Source organism: Paenarthrobacter sp. TA1.8 (assembly GCF_048595705.1).
Taxonomy (GTDB): Bacteria; Actinomycetota; Actinomycetes; order Actinomycetales; family Micrococcaceae; genus Arthrobacter; species Arthrobacter nitroguajacolicus.
Genome location: NZ_CP184287.1, coordinates 4,272,115 through 4,293,630, shown reverse-complemented (window position 1 = coordinate 4,293,630; position 21,516 = coordinate 4,272,115). Strand labels below are relative to the sequence as shown.

Sequence of the window (21,516 nt, the reverse complement as noted above, 5' to 3'; positions counted from 1 at the left end):
GCCTCCAGGACGTTCCGGATACGTCCCGTGCACTTCCCTCAGGATTTCAGCCCCGGACCGCGAAATCCATGATTCGAACATTTTCAGACATTCGCCGCCCGCTCAGTGCGCTGATGCTCGCGGCGGAAGCCGCTCGGCGAATAGCCGGTCTTCCTGGCCTTTTCGACCACATTGTTCCGGGTCCGGAGTACCAAGCCTTGTGCACTTCGCAAGGCATTGCCGACTGGTTTGCGTGGTTCCTCGGAGACGATGTCCATCTGCACCGACGGAAGATCATTCGCCACACCAAACCCGGGGAAAGCGGAATCGGCACGGCGACGCAGGCCCATTATGACCTGGTCTATCTCCGCGAAGGCAGCGACCGCGTGCTCTCCATGTGGATTCCCTTGGGCGATTGCCCGCGGGAGCGTGGCGGCTTGGCTTACCTCGAGGGCAGCCACCACTGGGTGATGAGACAGGAGCGTGAGGGAAGCCTGAAGATGCCGGCCGCCTCCATCACTGCAGACCTCCCGGGACTGGCGAACGAGCGCGATGCCAGATGGCTCGTGACGGACTACGAGGTTGGGGATGTTGTGGTCCACTCGGCACACATCGTCCATGCGGCCTTGGACAACAAAGACCGCGGCGGCACCATGCGCCTGTCCACTGACATCCGTTACCAACGCCTCAGCGAACCGATCGATTGGCGCTGGCAGGAGCACTGGAATTACGACGATGGCCTCTAGCCCGCCGTCCGGCGCGTCCTTAGCTGGCCTGCCGCGCAGCGTCGCGCCACCACGCCACGGTGGCCGCTGCTGCTTCCGCCAAAGGAGTGGGTTCAAGGCCCAGCAACCGCTGGCTTTCGGAGGAGTCCATGACGAACGGACGCTCGAACTGGTACAGCAATTCGGCCAGCTCGCGCATGTCCGTGGAGAAAATACCCGCCACCCGCAGCACCCAACCGGGCACGGCGCTCACTTTCGGGGTGGCCACCCCTGCAGCGTCGGCGTAGGCTGCGGCAACTTCGCGCTGAGTCATTGGCGAGCCGGTGGGCGCGTGCAGCACGGTGTTCCAAAGTTCGGGCTTCAGTGCTGCGGCGATCATGGCCGCTGCAAGATCCGGGACATAAGTGAAGGAGTGCGGCCGTTCGGCGCTTCCGATTGCCTGGATCGGCTTGCCTGTCAGGACCATCGGAACCATCCGTTCGCCGGCATGGGCCATTTTCACACGAGGCCCAAAGAAGTCTCCTGCCACGACGCTCACAGTATTGGCAGCGTGCGCCTCGCGCGCTTTAAGCAGTTGGGTGCGGATGCCGCGCTTGCCGCTGGTAGCTTCCCGGGGGCTCGATTCCGTCATGAGCCGGTCCGGCTCACTGTACGAGTACAGGCTTTCGGGGAAGACGACGACGGCGCCCGCGGCTGCCGCTGCATTCATCACCACTTGCTCGGCTTGAGGGAGTTCGGCGGCCCACGCCGATGCCCGGTAGGCGGATCCGTGAATGCAATGGAAAACTGCGGTAGCGCCCTTCAGCGCCTCATCCAGCTGTGAAGGATCGGAGACGTCAGCCCGTAATCGTTCAACCAGGGGATGCTCCGGGCCACCGCCGGATCGCGTTAGGACGCGTACCTGATGCCCTTGGTGAGCCAGTTGTTCCGCGACAGTGTAGCCAACCGGTCCTGCTCCTGTGACGACGTACATGGTGTGCCTTCTTTCAGGGCTGTTTGCGTTTGAAAAGCGAGAGCAGTGCTCTCTCAATCAGCATGTAGGGGTCGAGCCGAATTGTCAAGAGCGGTGCTCTTGTTTGTTGACAGTGCTCTCTGTTGTGGCAAGCTGTGAACATGACTCCAGCCGAACCTGCCGCCACCAAGAGCAAGGGAAAGCCCCAGACTCCCCGCGAACGTGCCCGCATTCAGACCATCGCCGACATCGTTCGGATCGGCCGGGAACACTTGGCCCTCCACGGCGCCGCCGCTCTTTCCCTGCGTGCCGTCGCAAGGGATCTTGGCGTCGTTTCCTCGGCGGTTTATCGCTATGTAGAGAACCGCGACGAACTCCTCACGCTCCTGCTGGTCGACGCCTACAACCAGCTTGGCGACGACGTCGATGAAGCTGTGAATGCCGAGGCGGAGGATGACTTCGCGGCGCAGTTCACGGCGCTGGCTAACGCGGTGCGTACATGGGCCATCCGCGAACCGGCCAGCTATTCCCTCCTATTCGGCAGTCCCGTCCCGGGGTATCAGGCGCCAGGTGAGCGCACTACCGTCCCTGGTACGCGGGTCATCGTTCGCCTCGTCGGTATCTTCGATGCCGCCTACCGGGCTGGCGCGCTCAACGACGCGGCGAGTCCCGCCGTCGTGATTCCCGAAGGGTTGGCCGCAGACCTGGCAGCCATCCGGGGCGAGATGAATCTCGCCGCACCTGACGCAACCTTGGCGCGGGGTGTCCTGGTGTGGACGTCCGTGTTCGGGGCTATCAGTTTCGAGGTTTTTGGGCAGTACGGACGCGATACTTTCGCCGCGCGCGATGACCTGTTCGAGCATCAGCTGAGCGTCCTTCAGGGTGTCATGGGGCTCCGAGGCTAGGGCGCTACAGTATTCAGATGGCTCGAGGACTTGCAGACATTGGTGCGGAGGGCGTCCTTCTCGCCGGTGCGGGCCGCGCAATCCTCCTTCAGATTGCCGACCCCCGGGTTGGCCACGGAGTCGCGGACCACAGCGACTTTGCCCACCGGCCGCAGGACAGGCTCCGGGCCACGCTGACCTATGTTTACGCCGTGGTTTACGGCACCGAAGAACAGGTCGCTGCGGTGCGCCGCGCCGTCAATCGTGCCCACGCGCCGGTTCGCCGGAACGCCGACGAGGCTTCATACGGTTACAACGCCTTCGACGCCGATTCCCAGCTTTGGGTTGTCGCCACCCTTTACGACACGGCAGTCACCGTCTACCAGCAGGTTCACGGACCGCTCGACGACGAAACCGCCGACCGCATGTACGCCGACTATGCGCGGATCGGCACCGCCCTGCAGCTTCCGCCGAACAAGTGGCCCGCTGATCGTGCCGCCTTTGCCGCGTATTGGGACGCGCATGTGGCAACGTTGCAGCCAGACGACAAGGCCCGCAAAATCGCCCAGGACCTGCTCTACCCGGCCGCGGGACCGGCCATGATGCGCTTGGCCATGCCGCTGGCGCGCTTCCTCACGGCGGGCTTGTTGCCTGAGCACCTTCGTGAGGGTTTCGGATTCGACTGGGGTCCCGTCCAGGCCCGGCGCTTCGCGTGGACCATGCGTGTGGTGGGGCATATTTACCCCCGGCTGCCGCAGCGGATCCGCCATTGGCCGAGGGATTACTACCTGGGCCGACTTAAGCCACGCGAGACGCCCCATCATGCGTAACTTCACCTCGGTTGAGCAGTCCATTGATGACGCCGCCCACCGATACTTGGACCGGCCCCGAGCCGGCCCGTTGCGGGGGCGGCTCACGGAATTCGTGGTCTTTGGGCTGAAGCAGGCCTGGGCTTGTGTGTTCGGAGCGGCGTTACTCGCAGTGATCATCGCAGCCCGTCTTTGGTATCCGGATAACGCCGGCCTCGCCCGGAACGACTTCCTGACCATCGCCGCCGTCGTTATTCAAGTGCTGATGATTAGCTTCAAACTCGAGACGCTGCGGGAGTTGCGGGTGATCCTGCTGTTCCACGTGGTGGGGACGGTGATGGAGCTGTTCAAGACGGACGTCGGGTCGTGGGCCTACGAGGCGGAGGGCGTCCTGCGGATCGGGGCCGTGCCGTTGTTCAGTGGTTTCATGTACGCCGCTGTGGGTTCTTATATGGTGCGCGTGTTCCGGCTGTTCGACCTCCGCTTCGACCGCTACCCCCGCCGTTGGATCACCGCCCTTGTGGCTGGTGCGATCTACGTCAACTTCTTCTCGCACCACTACATCTTCGACGCGCGCTGGGTGCTGCTGGCCGCCGTCGTGCTTGTCTACGGACGGTGCGTGATGCACTTCCGGGTGTTCCGGCGTCGTTTCCGCATGCCCATCCTGGTCTCGTTCCTGCTGGTGGCGCTGTTCATCTTGTTCGCCGAGAACATAGGCACATGGTCGCGTGCCTGGCTGTACCCGAACCAGCTGGAGGGCTGGCAGGCGGTCTCAATCGACAAGCTCCTCGCGTGGTTCCTGCTGATGATCATCTCGGTGGTGCTGGTGGCCTGGGTGTACAAGCCGGAGCCGCTGGAGGCCACCCAAACCGCTGACGCCACGCAAATTCGCGCAGGCCGCCCGAATTTGGGTGTCACCAGTCGTTCGGAGTGACGCCAATCCGTCTGCGCGTCGGCAGACTTGGCCAGTTCACCATCGGCGAAACCAGCCCTCAATCCGCGTGATTCGGGCATTTTTCAGTCGGCAAATGAGAAAGTTGAGCGTGCTTCACTCAACTTTGGATTGACTTAAATCTGAGGCTGAGTACAGTTGAGTGCAGAACGCTCAACTAGCCGATTGTTGAGCAGGCTTCCGGCACGTAGACCGCCCAGCGGACCGTTGTCAGGTGCAATCTCCAACATCGGCCATTGAAAGGAAACAAGATATGTCACGTGCAGTAGGTATCGACCTCGGAACCACCAACTCCGTGGTCTCTGTTCTCGAAGGTGGCGAGCCCACCGTTATCGCCAACGCAGAAGGCGGCCGCACCACGCCGTCCGTCGTTGCGTTCTCCAAGTCCGGCGAAGTCCTGGTCGGCGAAATTGCCAAGCGCCAGGCCGTCAACAACATCGACCGCACCATCGCCTCCGTCAAGCGCCACATGGGCACCGACTGGAGTGTCGCCGTCGACGACAAGAAGTACACGCCGCAGGAAATCTCCGCGCGTATCCTCATGAAGCTCAAGAACGACGCCGAGAGCTACTTGGGCGAAAAGGTCACCGACGCTGTGATCACCGTTCCGGCATACTTCAACGACGCCGAGCGCCAGTCCACCAAGGAAGCCGGCGAAATCGCAGGCCTCAACGTCCTCCGCATTGTCAACGAGCCCACCGCGGCTGCACTGGCATACGGCCTGGACAAGGGTAAGGAAGACGAACTCATCCTGGTCTTCGACCTCGGTGGCGGTACCTTCGACGTCTCCCTCCTCGAGGTTGGCAAGGACGAAGACAACTTCTCCACCATCCAGGTCCGCGCAACCGCCGGTGACAACCGCCTCGGTGGCGATGACTGGGACAACCGCGTTGTCGAGTGGCTCCTGAGCCAGCTCAAGATCAAGGGCATTGACCTCTCCAAGGACAAGATCGCCCTCCAGCGTCTCCGTGAAGCTGCAGAGCAGGCCAAGAAGGAACTGTCCTCCTCCACCAGCACCAACATCTCCCTCCAGTACCTGTCCGTCACCCCCGACGGCCCGGTTCACCTGGACGAGCAGCTGACCCGTGCCAAGTTCCAGGACCTCACCAAGGACCTGCTGGACCGCACCAAGAAGCCGTTCCAGGACGTCATCGCAGAAGCCGGCATCAAGGTTTCCGACATCGACCACATCGTTCTCGTCGGTGGCTCCACCCGTATGCCTGCCGTCTCCGAGCTCGTCAAGGAACTCGCCGGCGGCAAGGAGCCCAACAAGGGCGTCAACCCGGATGAAGTTGTGGCCGTTGGTGCCGCACTGCAGGCCGGTGTCCTGAAGGGTGAGCGCAAGGACGTCCTCCTCATCGACGTCACCCCGCTGTCCCTCGGCATCGAAACCAAGGGTGGCGTCATGACGCACCTGATCGAGCGCAACACCGCTATCCCCACCAAGCGTTCCGAGACCTTCACCACCGCTGACGACAACCAGCCGTCCGTGGCCATCCAGGTCTTCCAGGGCGAGCGTGAATTCACCCGCGACAACAAGCCGCTGGGCACGTTCGAACTGACCGGCATCGCACCGGCACCGCGCGGCGTTCCGCAGGTCGAGGTCACCTTTGACATCGACGCCAACGGCATCGTCCACGTGTCCGCCAAGGACAAGGGCACCGGCAAGGAACAGTCCATGACCATCACCGGTGGCACGGCACTCTCCAAGGACGACATCGACCGCATGGTCCGTGAAGCCGAAGAGCACGCTGCTGAGGACAAGGCCCGCCGCGAAGCTACGGACACCCGTAACTCCGCAGAGCAGCTCGCCTACTCCGTGGACAAGCTCATCGCCGACAACGACGACAAGCTGCCTGAGGAAGTCAAGACCGAGGTCAAGGCCGACGTCGACGCCCTCAAGTCCGCCTTGGAAGGCACCGACGACGCCGCCGTCAAGACTGCGTTCGAGAAGCTCCAGGCTTCCCAGACCAAGCTCGGCGAAGCCATCTACTCGCAGGCCGCCGCAGCTGACGCTCCCGGTGCCGGTGCAGAAGGCGCTCCCGCCGGTGACAAGGCCGCTGACGAGGACATCGTCGACGCCGAGATCATCGACGAAGACGAAGCGAAGAAGTAGCCATGCCTCACCACGGCAACGAAGCAGAGCACTCAGAAGGCAACGAGCCGCGCAAGCCCGTGATTCGGGACAACCGCAAGGTTGACCCGGAGACCGGCGAAGCGCGTCATCCTGACAGCGAAGCTACAGCTCCCACCGAAGGCAACGCCGCTCCTACGGACGGCGACGCCCTCTCCCAGGCTGAGGAAATCCTCAACGGGGTAGAGGTGCCGGCCGAGGAATCGGTAGCCTCCGGTGCCGCGGCTGAAGCCCAGGCAGCGGAGCTCCGCAACGACCTCCTCCGCCTTCAGGCTGAGTACGTCAACTACCGCAAGCGCGTCGAACGCGACCGCGCCGTTGCAGGAGAGATGGCCGTCATCGGCGTCCTGAACTCCCTGCTCCCGGTGCTGGACGACGTCGACGCCGCCCGCCAGCACGGTGACCTCGAAGACGGCCCCTTCGCCGCCATCGCCACCAAGCTGGAGAACGCGCTGAAGACGTATGGACTGGAACGCATCGCGGATACGGGCGTCGAATTCGACCCCACCATCCACGAGGCACTCATCCAGCAGCCCGGCGAGGACATCGAGGTTGACACGGTCAGCCAGGTGCTGCGCTCCGGATACCGCTCAGGTGAGCGTGTCCTGCGTGCAGCCCAGGTCATCGTGGCTGTCCCGGCTTAGTACCCCTCGCGAGATGGCAGTTCGTGACAGTGTTTGAGTAGAACATTGGCGCGAACTGCCATCTCGTTCCCCAAACGAAAGGAAACGCTCTTGGCCAGCCAGGACTGGGTTGAAAAGGATTTTTACGCGATCCTTGGTATCGCCAAGGACGCCTCCGACGCGGATATTAAGAAGGCTTACCGCAAGCTTGCCCGGCAGTACCACCCGGATACGAATGCCGGGGATGCTGCTGCGGAGAAGAAGTTCAAGGACATTTCCGAGGCTTACTCGGTGTTGTCGAGTCCTGAGGACCGGCAGCAGTATGACGCCATCCGTGCCATGGGCGGTGCCCGGTTCGCTCCGGGTGCTGGTGCCGGCCGCGGTGGTGCCGGAGCTAATGGCGGTTTCGAGGACCTGTTCGGCGGCTTGTTCGGCGGCGGGCCCGGTGCCCGTCAGCCTGCTGGCGGCGGCATTCCTCCGGAGTTCGCCGACCTGTTTGGCGGTGGTTTCGGGGGAGCCGGCCAGACCGGGTTCCAGCGTGCACCGCAGAAGGGCGCGGATCGGACGGCCACCACGTCCATCTCGTTCGCCGGCTCCATCAAGGGGACTACGGTCAGCTTGCGTGAGAGCAACGGCAACGTGATCGACGTCAAGATTCCTGCCGGCATCAAGGACGGGCAGAAAGTCCGTCAGCGCGGCAAGGGCAACGTTGGCCCTGCCGGCAATGGCGACCTCATCATCACGGTGAGCGTGAAGCCCCACGACTTCTTCCAGCGCGACGGCGACAACATCCGCATCCACGTGCCCGTCACGTTCGCGGAGGCGGCGCTTGGCGCCACCATTGAAGTGCCAACGCTCGACGGCGACACCGTCAAGGTTCGCGTCCCGGCCGGCACACCGTCAGGCCGGACACTGCGGGTCAAAGGCCGGGGTGTGAAAACATCCAAGGCGACTGGCGACCTGCTGGTGACCATCGACGTCGCAGTTCCGCAAAACCTGAACAAGGAAGCGGAAGAAGCCGTGAAGGCGTTCGCTGCCGCAACCACCGACGCGAACCCGCGTCACGATCTGGCCGCGAAGGCCCGGTTGTAAGGAGGCGGTCATGGCCATCGACGTCAACCAGCCGATCTTTGTCATCTCCGTAGCTGCGGAGCTTGCCGACATGCATCCGCAGACGTTGCGCCAGTACGACCGCCTGGGCATCGTCTCGCCCAGTCGCGCGCCCGGCAAGTCCCGCCGCTATTCTCAGAACGACGTCAACAAACTGCGGGAGGTCCAGCGCCTCTCGCAGTCCGGCGTCTCTCTTGAGGGCATCAAACGCATCCTCGACCTCGAAAACCAGGTGGCTGCGCTGCAATACCGCGTGGCTGAACTGACCGAGGAACTGTCCCGTCGTCGCTCGCCACTGGATGCGCGCATCTTCGCTGCAGGCGCAGCAGGCGACGTCGTCAGCCTGGCCCGCGGTCAACGGCCTCGGGCAAGGTCCCAGGCTGTTGTGGTGTGGCGGCCGCGGCAGGGCGAGAACCTGTAGCTTCGGGTCCTACGGCAGGGTCCTGTCCCAGCTCACCACCACGCGGGCAGCACCCTCTTCGGTTCGTTCCACGTTGGTGACGATCTGCGTTTCCCTCGCTCCCATGTCCCGGATCTGCTGTTTGTAATCCTCGATGTGCTCCAGCAGTGACTCTTCAGTCCATTCGCCCGGCCGCATCCTTGTGGAGATTTCGACAGGCTCTTCAGGGACCAGGATTTCCGCCGGCTGTGCCACATGGGGTCGCGAAGCGTCAGCGGGCGACGTGTCCAGTCGCGAGGCTCCCCTTGGCTCGTGCCTACGGTTCCGGACCGGCTCGGGCTCTCCCGGCGGAACCAGCATGCGGAAGCCGAAAATTCCACCCGCTATGCCCGCGACGAGGCCCGCGGCAATGAGCCAAATGGCCCTTCCGGGTCCGCGGCGCCTGGGAAAGGCTTCAGTAGTGCTCGGTGCTTTCTTAGGCCTTCGTCGTGCCATGGCGATTTCAACTTTCCAGTCGGCGGTGAGTTCCGTGCTCGTGGTTCTTCAGAATCCTGCCCTTCCATCGTAAGCATGCTTAGGACCGTTGGTAAGAACGGGGCATCGGGCAGATAATGAAGGCATAGCACGGCAAGCAGCGCTCGTGCGGATGTTCTGAGCATCGCCGCAGGTTGCGGCCCTGCTTGTGTGGTGAGGAATTCCGATGTCGTTGTCGGATGAAGAACGCAGGAGCTTGGAAGAGCTGGAGCGGGATCTCGCTGCAACGGATCCCGACCTCGCCTTTGAGCTGAAGTCGGGCCGCCCGCGTGGGGCGATAGCCCGTGCGGTTTCCGGCGCACTGGCAGTTCTGATCGGCTTTGTCCTGGTCATTGCAGGGATCGTCACCCAGCTTGTGATCCTCGGTGTTGCGGGCTTCTTGCTGGCCAGCGGCGGAGCCTATTGGCTTTTGGCCGGAACCTCGCTGCGGAGACGCATTGAAAGGCGCGACGACGACCCGGCCTCTTGACGGGGCCGGCGTCGCGACTGACACATTAGGGCACCGGAGGAACCGGAGGCTGGACTGAGGTTTCCGGCTGCTTGGCAGGCTCGGGTTCGCCCGGGGGCAGCATGGTCCGCCAGGCAAACACTGCGCCGGCCCCCACTATGGCGGCAGCAAGGGCAGTAAACCATATGGCTCGGCCGGAGCTGCGCTGCGTGGTCTTCCGGCTGAGGGCCTGGGTGGCCTTCTTGACTGCCCTGGTAGCGGTCCGTTTAGCTTCCTTGGCGGCCTTCTTGTTGCCGGTCAGAGTGAGCATCACGCCTTGGACCACTGAAGGGACATCGGCATGGTTGATCCGTGCCAAAGCCCACCTCACCACTGCATCTGTCTGGGCGGACTTGCCCTCCGTTGCATGGGTTACCCACTCACGGGCAAGGTCCTGGGCCGCGGGAATGATGCTTTGCGCTTTGTACATGATGAAACCCCTCACGTAGTTAGACGGCGTCGTTGTCAGCCTACGCCGGTGCTGCGGTGACCAACAGATGCTCCCCGGCGTCGACGGTTAGTTCCGAACCACCGACGCCAGCTCCACCGATTCCTCCAGCCCTGCCCACTGGCCGTTCAGCGTGAGTTCGCTGTGAAGCTCGGGGGCTGCAGCGGTGTTGGACGAAGCATCAGCTGCCACATCCAGGACCCGGGCAACCTTCAGCCGCAGCCCGCCCGCGTCAATGATGGTCACGCCGCTACCCGATACCGGCGCCGAGGCACTCAAGGCTGGGATGCCGCCGTCGAGCTTTCCGCTGCCCTTCACGGTGACCGTGCTGGGACGGGGTCCCAGCTCTCCGTCGACAATGAGTTCGGCCTCTTTCTGGCCAGTCAGGATGGCGGTGGCCAAGGCCTTGACATAGATGGGGTCCCCGCAAGCGTCGTAGACCCAGCGCTTGCCCAGGACGGAGTGGTCCATGGTGCCGATGAGCCACTCCTCAGCGCCGGCCAGTTCGTAGCTGCGGTAGCTGAGGGGAACTTGGTAGACGCGCTCCCCGGCGGTGACGATGTGCGTCTCGAGGCCCACTTCGCCGGCGGGATCGTCAAAGCGGTAGGCGCCAATGAGCTCCGGGGAACCATCCTGGATGAACCAGGGCTGCTTCGGAAGGTAGTCAGCGATGAGTTCGAGCTTGGACGGGGACAGGGTTGCCTTGTGAATGATCGCCATGCTCCCCAGCCTAGGGCAGGGTGCAGGGGTCCCGAAGCCCGGCACCCTGCCCCGGCAGCTAGCGCGTAGGCAGCCCGCTCACGAACGTGGCCACCACGGACGTCCTGGCCAGTTCTTCCGGTGTGACCAGCAGGGGATCCTGCTCGAACACCGTGAGGTCGGCCAGCTTCCCCACGCTGATGGTGCCCGTTTCCGCAGTCAGGCCGGCAGCGGCCGCGGCATGGCTCGTGTAACCCTCCAGGGCCATCAGGGCGGTGAGTGCCTGCTCCGGTTGGACCGGCTCAACGTCCGACCGCTCAACCGGCCGCCGAAGGATTGAATCGGCCATCATTGCCCGCGGATCGTACGGTGTGATGGGCCAGTCTGAGCCCAGGGCCACGGTCACCCCGGCTTCCCGAAGATCCCGGCACCGCCATCCGCGGGCGGCCCTTTCGCCGCCTAGGCGGACGGACCAGTTGTCCGTGCGGTCGGCACGAGTGTGGTGCGTGCCGTGGACCGGCTGCATGCTGGCCGCGACACCGAGTTCGGCAAACCGGGTCACCAGATCGTCGGGGATGGTCTCGATGTGCTCGATCCTGTGTGCGGCCAAACCCCGGGAATCCCCGGCGGCCTCAAGCGCATCAAGGACGTACCGGACCCCTTGGTCACCGATGGCGTGAGTGGCTGTGGGAATGCCGCGCTCTACAAAGAACCTCAGTGCTTTCTGGAAGTCCTCGGGATCAGTCCATACCGATTCATGGTTCTCGCCGTAGGCATCAGGTTGTTCCAGCCACGCCGAACCGTTGTCGATGGTGCCGTCGATGAAGAACTTCACTCCTTCCACCCGCCACCGCCTGCCGCCCGTGCCTTGCAGCGCCGCAGCTTTCTCGAGCTCGTGCAGCGACGCGCCGGCATGGACCATGGGGGAGAAGCGCAGCCGGAGGGGAAGCTCGCCCGTTGCCTCAAGATGGGCGGCGAGTTCCCCCGACCCCTCCGCATAGTCCATGACATGCGTGGAAGTGATTCCGACGGCGGCCATTCCGTTGAGCAGCTCGTCCAGCCTTTCGGCGCGGACGTCAAAGCTCTCCTGCGGGAGGGCTTTCGTCGCCAGATCCATCGCGCTGAACTCGACGAGGTAGCCGGTGGGCGTGCCCTTGTCGTCGACGTCTATCAGTGACTCGTCCGGAAAGTCCACCGGACCCGTGATCCCGGACGCGGCCAACGCCGCCGAATTGACAATCGCCGAGTGGCCGTCACGCATGCGCAGGAACATCGGCACCGGGCCGGTGGCGTCGTCGAAAAGGCAGCCGCTGAAGCCGATGCCGGTGAAGAGATTAGGGTCCAGGCCCCAACCGATCACCCACTCACCGGGCTCGGCAGCCGCGGCGGCGTCCCCGATGATCCGTTGCACCTCGTCAAGGGGACCGAGGTCCGTCAACTGCAAGCCACGGGCCAGATCGAGGCCGAAAACCACATGAGTGTGGCTGTCGTTCAGGCCGGGGACGATCGTCGCGTCACCGTAGTCCAGGACAGTGGTGCCGGGTCCGCTAAACGGCTTCAGTTCTGAAAGGGACCCGACGGCGGCAATCCGGCCGTCTGTGATCGCAAGGGCGGTGGCGGTTGGCAGGTCCGGGTCCAGCGTGTGGATTCGGCGTGCCAGGACCATGGTGTCTGCGACCGTCACGTCAGTGCTCCTTCACTCATGGGTTCCTTCTTCTTCAGTCCCTCGAAGAGCGAGTCAACGCGGGCCTGTTCTGCGGCGGGGGCTGGCTTGACGATGGAAACCACTAGGTAGACAGCGAGGTTGACGATCAAACCGGCCACTCCGGAGGTCAGCCCACCCAACCATGGAATCGAGAGGGGGCTTGGGTACATGAGCTCCAGAACGGCTGCCACCAGGATCCCCGAAACCATCGCGGCGTTGGCAGCAGCCGCTGTCCCGCGGCGCCAGAAGATGCCGAGCAGGAGCGTAGGGGCCAGTTGGCAGATGGCCTGGTAGGACACAAAGGCCACCGCGATCAGGCCGGAGACCTGGTTTGCCATCAAGAGTGCCGCGCCGGCTGAGATTAGGGTGATGGCGGCGACGGCGATCTTTGCACCCTTCGCGGATTCGATGCGCTCTTGTTTGCGAACGCCGATCACATCGTTGGCCAACTGCGTGCCGACGGCCTGCAGGTTGGCTCCGACGTTGCCCATGGTGGCGGCCACAACACACACGCCGGCAATGGCAACCATGCCCGCTCCGCCGATACCCGCCAGGATGAACCACACGGTGTCCGGGGCCTCGGAAACACTCGGGATACTGCTGGCCAGGAGGCAGACCGTGGTGAGCGCGGCTGAGAACAGGAACATGATCGGTGCTGCCTGAACGGCGGACTTCTGTACCGTTTTGGGGGTTTTGACGCTGAACATCCGGACAAAGAGGTCCGGCCAGCACCAAGCGCCCATCATTCCGGTGAAAATCAGGGAGAACAGGTAGAACGGGCCCGCTGCGCTGCCTGGACCGGGCAATTGGAGCAAGCTGGGCGATACCTCGTTGACCCCATGGCCATTGGTAATGAGCCACACCAGGAGTCCGAGGATCACCAGGAAGCCCACCCCGTAGGCGAAAATCCCTTGAACCATGTCGCTGATGATCAGGCCGCGGGTACCCAGCTTGACCGTCCAGATCTGGCGGGCGGCGATGAAGAGCACACCGATCACCACAGCCACGTATGGGGAAACCTGCCCAAAGGACAGGGTGGAGAAGACGAGCCCTAAGGACTGCATCCCCAGAACAACCCATGGAATGGAGGCAAGGACGCCGATGAGGGCGGCGATGACCCGTACCGAGCGTGAGTTGTAGCGCAGGCCGAGTAGATCTGCCTGGGTCCGGAGATCGTGGATGCGACCCCACTTGTTCACCGGGGTGCCGAGGAAGAACATCAGCACCACGCTGAGCAGCGAGTAGGACAAGGAATAGAAGCCGATGGCGCCGGCACTGGCAGTGAGACCGGCGAAGGAAATGAACATGGTGCCGGCAAGCCAGGTGTTGAGGAATGCCATGGTGCCGAACCAGGAGCTGAAGGAGCGGCCGCCTGTGGCGTATTCGCTCATGGATTTGTCCGCCCGCCGGCTGCGGTTCATGACAACCACCACCAGCACGGTGAACAGCAGAATGGCTCCGTAACCGATCAGCATATTCATGGCGTTGCCTCCTCATCGGTATCCCTTGTGAACCACAGGGCGAAGAGGGACAAGGTCACCAAGGCGTTGGCCACGAGAAAGTACCAGATGGTGGATTGACCGTCGCCGAATAACCAGTGCACGGGTGGGGCGAGTAGGAGCAGGATATCGATCACGAAGATCGTCCTGCGTATAGTGCTTCGGCGGTCCGAAGTCAGGACAGCTTGGGACATTGGGGGATCCATTCCTCCGGGCGTCGTTGGCCGGATGTAAGCGAAGAAGACGATTTGCGGGAACGTTCCCGCAAATAAAAGTGTGGGACGTCACAGAGTCGATGTCAAGGGCTTCCCGAACATCATGGAAGCACCCTTGCCTGGGCGCCGCCTAGGATGAGGTCATGGCGAGAACCCGGGCAACCATCATGGACATCGCGCGCGAGCTCGGCCTGTCCAAGACCACAGTGTCCAGCGCATTGGGCGGCTCCGGCCGTATCTCCGATGAGAAACGCGAACTCATCCAGAAAACTGCGGACCGCCTCGGCTACGTCACCAATCGCGCCGCCCGCAGCCTGCGCGTCAACCGGATCGGCGCCATCGGCCTCCACATACCTCCGGTTGCCCGCAGTCTCGCTTTTTACATGGACTTTGCCTTTGGCGTCACGGAGGGCGCGGCTGCTGCTGACTACGACGTCACTCTTTTTGCGCGCGAACTCACTCCCCGGATGGCTTTCCAAGTCGATGGAGTCATAGCCATCGACCCTGCTCCGGGGGAGCCGCTCGTGGCGGCCCTGCTCGCCGACGGCATCCCGACTGTTAGCGTTGGACGGTACGCCGGTCCTGGTGAGGAGCGTGTCAAAGGAACGCTGGAAGCGCATCACGTTGAATTGCAGACCGAGGTGTTGGAGCATTTGCTGGACCGTGGGCGTCGTCGTCCGGCGTTGCTCGCCGTCGACGACGCGATCGCTTCGTCCTGGGCCGTTGACACGCGCCGCACCTACACCGACTGGTGTGTCCGGAACGGCCTTGAGCCCCGCGTCCATGAGGTTGGTGCGGGTGCAAGCCCGCGGGACCTGGTGGCTGCCATTACCCAGGCTGTGGACATCGGTGGCGCAGATGCGCTGGTCTGCGGTGCCCAGGGGCAGGCTGCCCAGAGCCAGATCGTTTTGGAAAGCCGGGGGATTCTGCTGGGCAGGGACCTGGATGTTGTCTCGTTCGCAGGTGCGGCCACTGTGGAAACGGGCAATCCGCTGATCAGCTCAATCGACCTCGCACCCCGCGCCTACGGGAAGGCGGCTACTGAGCTGTTGGATGCAATTATCAGGGAACCGGACGGCCCGCCAGTGCATCGGTGGTTTGAGGGCGCGAGCGTATTGTTGGCGCGCTGATCTGGCGCCCATGGCCGACGCGCTCGCCCTAAAGCGCGGTGTTAGAAGTGAGTGAACCTCGCGCCGCGCCCACCATTCCCTCGACGGCGTGGGCCAGGTGGGTGCCGCGGTCGTTGACCCCATCCCAGCGGACCAAGGCCTGGGCGTTCAGGCCGTCGACCATGCCCAGGATCTGCCATGCGACGGCGGCGGGATCGGAAACATTGAAGGCTCCCGTCGCGTTTCCGTCCTCCACCACTCCCTGGAAGACCTCCTGCCAGGCATCCATTTGCTCACGGACAGAGGCGGCCAGGGTTTCGTTGCGGCGTCCCAGTGTCCAGGCTTCGACCCAGATTGCGGTGACGTCGAGCCTGCTGTTGTCCAGGAGCGTCTCTACCAGGAGGCCAAGGCGTTCGGTGGGGTTGGGGCGCTGGCTCAGCAGGCCTGCGATTTCTTGTGTTTCGGCGGCCACGATGGTGGCGAACGTGCTTGAGACGAGCGCGTCCATATTGGGCTGGTAGTGCGCCACCAGGCCGGAAGCGACACCCACGCGGGCGGCAACATTGCGCAAGGTGAGTGCTGTGAGACCTGCTTCGAGTGCGATCTCGCGGGCGGCCTCGGTGATTTCTGCGGCGCGTTCCGCCGGCGACTTCCGGATTGCGCGCTTCTGTGGGGTGCTTGACATCAAGGACCAGTCTAGATTACCTTTTTAGCATTGTTGATCGTGTGATCAACAAGAGAATCGCCGCAACGCGTAAGAAGACGAAGGAGTCACCCATGGCTTGGAGAATGCCGGCCGAAACCGCACCGCATGAGCGCACCTGGATGGCGTTCCCCCGCACCGGCCTGACACTTGGTGACGACGCCGCTTCTGCCGAAGAGGCCTACGCGACGTGGACCGCCGTCGCCCACGCAGTGGCGGAGTTCGAGCCGGTCGCTATGGTGGTGGACCCCAGCGAGCGCGATCGGGCCGCCCGCATGCTGGGCAGCGGCATCGAGCAGGTCGAGGCGCCGCTGGATGAGTTCTGGATGCGCGACGTCGGACCCACCTTTGTGCTGGATGACGAGCGTCCCGGCGTGCTTGGCGCAGTGGACTGGATCTTCAACGGCTGGGGCGCGCCGGCGTGGTCCGAATGGGAGAAGAGTGCCGGCATGGCCCGTTTCGTCGCGGAAAAGTCCGGTGCCGAGCTGGTGAGCTCGTTGCTGGTGAACGAAGGCGGCGCTATCCACGTGGACGGCGAAGGAACCGTGCTGGTCACCGAAACAGTGCAGCTGGATCCCGGCCGGAACCCCTACGCGGACAAGGCAGCAGTCGAGGCTGAACTGGCCCGCACCATCGGCGCCACCAAGATCATCTGGGTTCCCCGCGGCCTGACCCGCGACTACGAGGACCTGGGCACCCGCGGCCACATCGACATGGTGGCCGCCCTTCCCGCTCCGGGCCGGATCCTGTTGCACTCACAGACCAACCCGGAGCACCCGGACTACGAAGTCAGCCGCACACTCCAATCGTTCCTGGAAACGCGGACCGACGCGGCAGGCAAACCTTTCGAGATTGTGCCACTGCCCGCACCGGAAACGCTGCGCGACGAAGACGGCTTTGTGGACTGGAGCTACGTCAACCACCTCGTGGTCAATGGCGGCGTCATCGCCTGTGGTTACGGCGAAGAGCGCGCGGACTCGCTCGCGGCAGAAATCCTGGCTGAGGCCTATCCTGGCCGGCGCGTTGTCACCGTCGACGCACGCCCCATCCTTGCCCGCGGCGGCGGTATCCACTGCATCACCCAGCAGCAGCCCAAACTCAACGGCGGTGCAAGGTAGTGGCTCACTTCGACGTCGTTGAAGCCTCCATCGCGCAGCTTCGCGAGGCACTGGAAGCAGGGGAGGTGACCAGCGAACAGCTCACCCAGGCATACCTTGACCGCATTGATGCTTATGACCGCAACGGCATCAAGCTCAACGCACTGGTGGTCATGAACCCCGATGCTTTGGCGGACGCCCGCGCATCGGATGAGCGCCGGGCCCAAGGCTCGGTAAGGGGTCCGTTGGATGGCATTCCCTACACCGCCAAGGACAGCTACTTGGCCAAGGGGCTCACTGCCGCGGCCGGATCGCCCGCCTTTGAGCAGTTGGTGGCGCAGCGTGATGCCTTCACCATCGAGCGACTCCGCGATGCCGGCGCGGTGCTCATCGGCCTGACCAACATGCCGCCCATGGCCAACGGAGGCATGCAGCGCGGCGTCTACGGCCGGGCTGAAAGCCCGTACAACGCAGACTTCCTGACAGCCGCCTTCGGTTCCGGTTCCTCGAACGGTTCCGGCACCGCGACGGCCGCCAGCTTCGCCGCTTTCGGCTTGGGCGAGGAGACCTGGTCGAGTGGCCGCGCACCGGCGTCGAACAATGCTCTGTGCGCGTACACGCCCTCCCGCGGCGTCATTTCGGTGCGCGGCAACTGGCCGCTCGTCCCCACCATGGACGTGGTGGTCCCGCACACGCGGAGCATGGCTGACATGTTGGAGTTGCTCGACTTGATTGTGGCTGACGACGCAGAAACCCGAGGCGACTTCTGGCGCGCGCAACCCTGGGTACAGATCCCGAAGTCCTCCGAGGTCCGGCCGGAGTCGTATGTGGCACTGTCACCGGAAAACCTCGACGGCGGACGGTTGGCGTTGCGGGGAAAGCGCTTCGGAGTTCCGCGAATGTACATCAACGCAGATCCCGACGCAGGGACCAGCATCAAGCCGGGGATCGGCGGGCCCACCGGGCAACGCATAGAGACCCGGGCTTCCGTGATGGAACTGTGGGAGGCTGCCAAACGCGACCTCGAATCAGCCGGGGCCGAGGTTGTGTTGGTGGATTTCCCGGTGGTTTCAAATTACGAAGGCGACCGCCCGGGCGCACCCACCATCGCCACCCGCGGCCTTGTCAGCCCTGAATACTTGAAGCGCGAAATCGTGGACCTTTCCTCCTGGGCTTGGGACGACTTCCTACGCGCCAACGGCGACCCCGCGCTCAGCAGACTCGCCGATGTGGACGGTGCAACGATCTTCCCGCACCCTGAAGGCGCCTTGCCGGACCGGTACGCCGGGTTCGACGACGACATCGCCGAGTATCCAGGACATGTCCGTGAGCACGGAGTTTCCCGATTCACCGAGATCCCCGAATTGGAGGGCGGTGTGCGGGGGCTTGAGGAGACAAGGCGTGTTGACCTTGAGGAGTGGATGGACGCACTCGGATTGGACGCTGTCCTGTTCCCGGCAGCCGCGGATGTCGGTCCTGCCGACATGGACGTCAACCCTGCGTCTGCGGACCTCGGCTGGCGCAACGGCGTCTGGGTGGCCAACGGCAACCTCGTCCCAAGGCACCTGGGCATCCCCACGGTTACTGTACCGATGGGAACCATGGCGGATATCGGCATGCCCGTGGGCCTCACTTTTGCCGGCCGCGCGTACGATGACACGGCACTGCTGCTGCTGGCTGCAGCCTTCGAAGCCACCGGTTCGCGCCGGACGGTGCCACCCCGTACGCCGGCGCTGTAACGGATTCGACGGCGGCCCTACGGGACCCAATGCGTGATGGGGCGTCGGCTCTGATTACAATCAAAGGGACGTCGACCACTGAGGGAACCATGAAGAAACTCACCACTGTCCTGATCGCTGCCGGGCTTATTGCCTCGGCATCCGCCTGTTCCGCTCAGCAGCAGCTGACCACCGCGGAAACCTGTGACCGCGTTGGCGTCGCCGCAGCCAGTATTCCGCAGAACCCGAGCCAGACGGCTTCGAACCGCGCAGCCAACGCCATCAGGCCCATCGAACCGGTGGCGTCCACCGAGATGAAGCCTGTAGTCACAGCCATCCTTGAGTATTTGGATGAGCAGGCGAAGGAAGAGCCGAACGAAGCAAAGATGGGCGAGCTCACGTCGGCCTTCCAGGAAGCCGGCGCCAAGTTCGGCGAGCTCTGCCGCGGCTAATGACGCCCGCGCGCTGAACGCACAGACGTGCTGAACACACAGACGTGCTGAACACGCAGAAGGGGACCGGTTGGATAACCGGTCCCCTTCTGCGTGCCCAACCCCCTATCACTTTCCCGCCCTAAAAACGGAACCCTCTCTCACCTCCCGTCGCTTTGGTGCCAACCGTCTATCACCTCCCGACCCTTTGGTGCCGCACCGTCTATCACTCTTCTGAAGAAAGGGAGAGAGGGTGGGTGGGAAGGGCTCGGGATGTGAGAGAGGGTTACTTTTCGTCGGGGCCAAGGTCAGGCCCGACGGCGAAGCTCACCTCGCGCGTCGCGCTTCCGTGGAGTCCCACGGCATCGACTGGCTGCCTAAGTGGTCGCAGCTGAATCTCTTTTGCTCACCCGCCTGAGAGCGGTGTATAGATGTATACAAGTACACTTCCCTGAAGGCGGCACGTCATGGCAGAACAACCACGAAATACGGGGGCGCACCTTGTCTACGGCGAGCTGAAGCGCCAGATCCTCAGCCTCGAACTTAAGCCAGGTGCGCGCATCTACGAACCCGCCATGGCCACAGCCCTGCAGGTCAGCCGTACCCCACTGAGGGAAGCTATCCGCCGCCTGATTTCCGAGAGCCTGCTGGAACAGCAGGCCACCGGAGGAGTCCTGGTTCCCGCGCTGGATGAGAAGGTGATTTCTGAGCTGTACGATGTTCGCGCAGCGTTGGAATCCCTGATGGCACGTGAGGCCTGCGCCAACGCCACCGCGGCGGACCTTGAGGAACTGCGCGGCATCCTGGCCCGCAACGCCGCGATGGTGGAGTTTGCCGACGAGGCCATGAAATACGGGGTTGCCCTGCACGCTGCGATCGCCAGGATTGCGCGGAACTCCTGGGCCCAGCGCTTCCATGAGCAGATCGCCAGCCAGGTTGAACGCTACCGATACTTCACCAACAACGCTCCCGAACGCCGTGACGAAGCGCTTGCCAATCACCGGCTCTTGGTCGAAGCCATTGTTTCCAAGGATGCGGATAAGGCAGCCAAGGTCGCCTTCGATCATGTCATTGGCGCACGTGATGAGACCTTGCGCGTCATCTCGAGCACTGGCCTCGTGGTCGAATGATCGGCGAACTCGGACGGCGTTCGTCCACCGCACTCCTGGTCCACTCGGCCCTCATCCAGGCTGTCACCTTCCTGGTCCGGCCGGCCACCACGTACCGCGCCTTGGAGCTGGATGTTCCTGGGTTCGCCCTCGGCCTTCTTGCCGCGAGCTACGCTGTGTTTCCCCTACTGCTCGCCCTGCCCATCGGCGGACTGGTGGACCGCCTTGGTGAGCGTCGCCTCATGGCGATCGGGGCCGCCGTCGTGCTGGGTTGTTCCGCCTTTCTGCTGTTCTGGGGGACGTCAGTCCCCGCGCTGGTGGCGGGCACAGCGCTTCTGGGCGCAGGGCAGTTGGCCTGCGTGGTGGGGCAGCAGGCTGTGGTTGCGAACAATGCGGCGTCAACGCGCCTGGACTCCGCTTTCGGTTATCTGACCTTCGCAGCCTCTCTGGGCCAGGCTCTTGGACCGTTGGCCATATCCGTGGTTGGCGGTGCGTCTGTTCGCCCGAACACCAACGCGATCTTCCTGCTCGCGACGGCGATGAGCCTGGTGCTCTTCCTGACCACGTTCGTGATTTCCTCGAAGGTCAGCCGAGGGAGACGCACTGCCAAGGGAGGACCAAAGGGCAGTGCGGCCGCCCTTCTCAGGACTCCCGGCGTCGTCCGGGCGTTGGCCACCAGTGCTACTGTCCTGGCAGTGGTGGACCTGACCGTCGTGTACCTGCCGGCACTCGGCGCCGAACGTGGCCTGACTGCGGCCACCGTGGGTCTGATGCTGACGGTTCGCGCCGTGTTTTCCATGGTCTCCCGGCTTGGGCTGGGCAACATGTCCCGCAAACTTGGCAGGATGAAACTGCTGGTCCTCAGCTTGGCCATTTCCACGGTATCGCTGGGGGTGGCCGCGATTCCCATGCCCGTGTGGTTGCTCTTCATCGTCATGGCATTCCTCGGTTTGGGGCTCGGAATCGGCCAACCACTGACCATGTCCTGGCTCTCAGCCCAAGCGCCCGAAGGCCAACGCGGCCGTGCGCTCGCCTTGCGGTTGGCGGGTAACAGGGTGGGCCAAGTGGTCCTGCCCAGCGCGATAGGCGTCGTGGCGGTAGGACTCGGTGCGGCGGGAGTGTTCCTGGCATCCGCAGTAGCCGTGGGTGGAACCATGTTGTTGCTGCGTGGTGTGCGGCTGGACGACTAGCTGT

Annotated in this window: 23 protein-coding genes; 15 read left to right on the top strand and 8 right to left on the bottom strand. The window is 63.6% G+C overall.

Annotated elements, in window-relative coordinates; all coding sequences use genetic code 11:
• Positions 1–68 precede the first annotated feature (68 nt).
• A complete protein-coding gene (locus ACNAOT_RS20000) occupies positions 69–725 on the top strand; it encodes a phytanoyl-CoA dioxygenase family protein (RefSeq protein ID WP_420179113.1) in 657 nt (218 codons plus the stop codon).
• Positions 726–744: 19 nt separating this feature from the next.
• Here ACNAOT_RS20000 and ACNAOT_RS19995 read toward each other — a convergent pair whose 3' ends face one another.
• Positions 745–1,677, bottom strand: a complete 933-nt coding sequence (locus tag ACNAOT_RS19995) for an NAD-dependent epimerase/dehydratase family protein (protein ID WP_420179112.1) — start codon at positions 1,675–1,677, stop codon at positions 745–747.
• Between the two features lie 140 nt (positions 1,678–1,817).
• Between ACNAOT_RS19995 and ACNAOT_RS19990 the strand changes: the two genes are divergently transcribed.
• From ACNAOT_RS19990 to ACNAOT_RS19960, 7 genes are all read left to right on the top strand, one after another.
• On the top strand, positions 1,818–2,561 hold the full coding sequence (locus ACNAOT_RS19990) for a TetR/AcrR family transcriptional regulator (RefSeq protein WP_420179111.1): 744 nt from the start codon (positions 1,818–1,820) through the stop codon (positions 2,559–2,561).
• Positions 2,562–2,578: 17 nt separating this feature from the next.
• Positions 2,579–3,370, top strand: coding sequence for an oxygenase MpaB family protein (locus tag ACNAOT_RS19985; protein WP_420179110.1), 792 nt, complete (start codon positions 2,579–2,581; stop codon positions 3,368–3,370).
• Positions 3,363–4,283, top strand: coding sequence for a DUF817 domain-containing protein (locus ACNAOT_RS19980; protein WP_420179109.1), 921 nt, complete (start codon positions 3,363–3,365; stop codon positions 4,281–4,283). The genes ACNAOT_RS19985 and ACNAOT_RS19980 overlap by 8 nt, the downstream gene beginning before the upstream one ends.
• 271 nt (positions 4,284–4,554) lie before the next feature.
• Positions 4,555–6,417 (top strand): molecular chaperone DnaK, encoded by a 1,863-nt coding sequence (gene dnaK / locus ACNAOT_RS19975; protein WP_420179108.1) that lies wholly within the window; start codon positions 4,555–4,557, stop codon positions 6,415–6,417.
• A 2-nt stretch (positions 6,418–6,419) separates the two neighbouring features.
• Positions 6,420–7,079: a nucleotide exchange factor GrpE gene (locus tag ACNAOT_RS19970; protein WP_420179107.1), complete on the top strand. Its 660-nt coding sequence runs from the start codon at positions 6,420–6,422 to the stop codon at positions 7,077–7,079.
• Positions 7,080–7,169: 90 nt separating this feature from the next.
• Positions 7,170–8,150 carry a DnaJ C-terminal domain-containing protein gene (locus ACNAOT_RS19965; protein ID WP_091470029.1) on the top strand — a complete coding sequence of 327 codons (981 nt, stop codon included), beginning with the start codon at positions 7,170–7,172 and terminating at the stop codon, positions 8,148–8,150.
• 10 nt (positions 8,151–8,160) lie between these two features.
• Positions 8,161–8,589, top strand: a complete 429-nt coding sequence (locus tag ACNAOT_RS19960; protein ID WP_091470032.1) for a heat shock protein transcriptional repressor HspR — start codon at positions 8,161–8,163, stop codon at positions 8,587–8,589.
• Positions 8,590–8,598: 9 nt separating this feature from the next.
• Here ACNAOT_RS19960 and ACNAOT_RS19955 read toward each other — a convergent pair whose 3' ends face one another.
• Positions 8,599–9,063, bottom strand: a complete 465-nt coding sequence (locus tag ACNAOT_RS19955; protein ID WP_420179106.1) for a hypothetical protein — start codon at positions 9,061–9,063, stop codon at positions 8,599–8,601.
• A 205-nt stretch (positions 9,064–9,268) separates the two neighbouring features.
• Between ACNAOT_RS19955 and ACNAOT_RS19950 the strand changes: the two genes are divergently transcribed.
• Complete coding sequence (locus ACNAOT_RS19950; protein ID WP_420179105.1) at positions 9,269–9,571, top strand: DUF3040 domain-containing protein; 303 nt, start codon at positions 9,269–9,271, stop codon at positions 9,569–9,571.
• Between the two features lie 25 nt (positions 9,572–9,596).
• Here the strand turns inward: ACNAOT_RS19950 and ACNAOT_RS19945 are convergent, their stop codons facing one another.
• The 5 genes from ACNAOT_RS19945 to ACNAOT_RS19925 form a co-directional block, all read right to left on the bottom strand.
• Positions 9,597–10,019, bottom strand: a complete 423-nt coding sequence (locus ACNAOT_RS19945) for a hypothetical protein (protein ID WP_091470037.1) — start codon at positions 10,017–10,019, stop codon at positions 9,597–9,599.
• 87 nt (positions 10,020–10,106) lie between these two features.
• Complete coding sequence (locus ACNAOT_RS19940) at positions 10,107–10,757, bottom strand: CG0192-related protein (RefSeq protein ID WP_420179104.1); 651 nt, start codon at positions 10,755–10,757, stop codon at positions 10,107–10,109.
• Between the two features lie 58 nt (positions 10,758–10,815).
• Positions 10,816–12,420 carry an amidohydrolase gene (locus tag ACNAOT_RS19935; RefSeq protein WP_420179103.1) on the bottom strand — a complete coding sequence of 535 codons (1,605 nt, stop codon included), beginning with the start codon at positions 12,418–12,420 and terminating at the stop codon, positions 10,816–10,818.
• Positions 12,417–13,922, bottom strand: coding sequence for a sodium:solute symporter family protein (locus ACNAOT_RS19930; RefSeq protein ID WP_420179102.1), 1,506 nt, complete (start codon positions 13,920–13,922; stop codon positions 12,417–12,419). Before ACNAOT_RS19930 ends, ACNAOT_RS19935 begins: the two co-directional genes overlap by 4 nt.
• Positions 13,919–14,134 (bottom strand): hypothetical protein, encoded by a 216-nt coding sequence (locus ACNAOT_RS19925; protein WP_364309050.1) that lies wholly within the window; start codon positions 14,132–14,134, stop codon positions 13,919–13,921. Before ACNAOT_RS19925 ends, ACNAOT_RS19930 begins: the two co-directional genes overlap by 4 nt.
• Positions 14,135–14,298: 164 nt before the next feature.
• On the opposite strand from ACNAOT_RS19925, the gene ACNAOT_RS19920 reads away from it, so the two are divergent.
• Positions 14,299–15,285, top strand: a complete 987-nt coding sequence (locus ACNAOT_RS19920) for a LacI family DNA-binding transcriptional regulator (protein WP_420179101.1) — start codon at positions 14,299–14,301, stop codon at positions 15,283–15,285.
• Positions 15,286–15,313: 28 nt separating this feature from the next.
• On the opposite strand, the gene ACNAOT_RS19915 is transcribed toward ACNAOT_RS19920, so the two are convergent.
• Entirely contained in the window at positions 15,314–15,949 is a 636-nt protein-coding gene (locus ACNAOT_RS19915; protein WP_420179100.1) for a TetR/AcrR family transcriptional regulator, read from the bottom strand.
• 92 nt (positions 15,950–16,041) lie between these two features.
• Between ACNAOT_RS19915 and ACNAOT_RS19910 the strand changes: the two genes are divergently transcribed.
• From ACNAOT_RS19910 to ACNAOT_RS19890, 5 genes are all read left to right on the top strand, one after another.
• Positions 16,042–17,085, top strand: coding sequence for an agmatine deiminase family protein (locus ACNAOT_RS19910; protein ID WP_420179099.1), 1,044 nt, complete (start codon positions 16,042–16,044; stop codon positions 17,083–17,085).
• Positions 17,085–18,803: an amidase gene (locus ACNAOT_RS19905; RefSeq protein ID WP_420179098.1), complete on the top strand. Its 1,719-nt coding sequence runs from the start codon at positions 17,085–17,087 to the stop codon at positions 18,801–18,803. Before ACNAOT_RS19910 ends, ACNAOT_RS19905 begins: the two co-directional genes overlap by 1 nt.
• Positions 18,804–18,892: 89 nt before the next feature.
• A complete protein-coding gene (locus tag ACNAOT_RS19900; RefSeq protein WP_014922851.1) occupies positions 18,893–19,234 on the top strand; it encodes a hypothetical protein in 342 nt (113 codons plus the stop codon).
• A 446-nt stretch (positions 19,235–19,680) separates the two neighbouring features.
• Entirely contained in the window at positions 19,681–20,343 is a 663-nt protein-coding gene (locus ACNAOT_RS19895; RefSeq protein WP_364309059.1) for a GntR family transcriptional regulator, read from the top strand.
• Positions 20,340–21,512, top strand: a complete 1,173-nt coding sequence (locus ACNAOT_RS19890; RefSeq protein ID WP_420179097.1) for an MFS transporter — start codon at positions 20,340–20,342, stop codon at positions 21,510–21,512. The genes ACNAOT_RS19895 and ACNAOT_RS19890 overlap by 4 nt, the downstream gene beginning before the upstream one ends.
• Positions 21,513–21,516: the final 4 nt, after the last annotated feature.

Bases quoted from the DNA above. Each gene is read 5' to 3' on its own strand.
- ACNAOT_RS20000 (WP_420179113.1), top strand. From the start codon at position 69: ATGATTCGAACATTTTCAGACATTCGCCGCCCGCTCAGTGCGCTGATG.
- ACNAOT_RS19995 (WP_420179112.1), bottom strand. From the start codon at position 1,677: ATGTACGTCGTCACAGGAGCAGGACCGGTTGGCTACACTGTCGCGGAA.
- ACNAOT_RS19990 (WP_420179111.1), top strand. From the start codon at position 1,818: ATGACTCCAGCCGAACCTGCCGCCACCAAGAGCAAGGGAAAGCCCCAG.
- ACNAOT_RS19985 (WP_420179110.1), top strand. From the start codon at position 2,579: ATGGCTCGAGGACTTGCAGACATTGGTGCGGAGGGCGTCCTTCTCGCC.
- ACNAOT_RS19980 (WP_420179109.1), top strand. From the start codon at position 3,363: ATGCGTAACTTCACCTCGGTTGAGCAGTCCATTGATGACGCCGCCCAC.
- dnaK (WP_420179108.1), top strand. From the start codon at position 4,555: ATGTCACGTGCAGTAGGTATCGACCTCGGAACCACCAACTCCGTGGTC.
- ACNAOT_RS19970 (WP_420179107.1), top strand. From the start codon at position 6,420: ATGCCTCACCACGGCAACGAAGCAGAGCACTCAGAAGGCAACGAGCCG.
- ACNAOT_RS19960 (WP_091470032.1), top strand. From the start codon at position 8,161: ATGGCCATCGACGTCAACCAGCCGATCTTTGTCATCTCCGTAGCTGCG.
- ACNAOT_RS19955 (WP_420179106.1), bottom strand. From the start codon at position 9,063: ATGGCACGACGAAGGCCTAAGAAAGCACCGAGCACTACTGAAGCCTTT.
- ACNAOT_RS19950 (WP_420179105.1), top strand. From the start codon at position 9,269: ATGTCGTTGTCGGATGAAGAACGCAGGAGCTTGGAAGAGCTGGAGCGG.
- ACNAOT_RS19945 (WP_091470037.1), bottom strand. From the start codon at position 10,019: ATGTACAAAGCGCAAAGCATCATTCCCGCGGCCCAGGACCTTGCCCGT.
- ACNAOT_RS19940 (WP_420179104.1), bottom strand. From the start codon at position 10,757: ATGGCGATCATTCACAAGGCAACCCTGTCCCCGTCCAAGCTCGAACTC.
- ACNAOT_RS19930 (WP_420179102.1), bottom strand. From the start codon at position 13,922: ATGAATATGCTGATCGGTTACGGAGCCATTCTGCTGTTCACCGTGCTG.
- ACNAOT_RS19925 (WP_364309050.1), bottom strand. From the start codon at position 14,134: ATGTCCCAAGCTGTCCTGACTTCGGACCGCCGAAGCACTATACGCAGG.
- ACNAOT_RS19920 (WP_420179101.1), top strand. From the start codon at position 14,299: ATGGCGAGAACCCGGGCAACCATCATGGACATCGCGCGCGAGCTCGGC.
- ACNAOT_RS19915 (WP_420179100.1), bottom strand. From the start codon at position 15,949: ATGTCAAGCACCCCACAGAAGCGCGCAATCCGGAAGTCGCCGGCGGAA.
- ACNAOT_RS19910 (WP_420179099.1), top strand. From the start codon at position 16,042: ATGGCTTGGAGAATGCCGGCCGAAACCGCACCGCATGAGCGCACCTGG.
- ACNAOT_RS19900 (WP_014922851.1), top strand. From the start codon at position 18,893: ATGAAGAAACTCACCACTGTCCTGATCGCTGCCGGGCTTATTGCCTCG.
- ACNAOT_RS19895 (WP_364309059.1), top strand. From the start codon at position 19,681: ATGGCAGAACAACCACGAAATACGGGGGCGCACCTTGTCTACGGCGAG.
- ACNAOT_RS19890 (WP_420179097.1), top strand. From the start codon at position 20,340: ATGATCGGCGAACTCGGACGGCGTTCGTCCACCGCACTCCTGGTCCAC.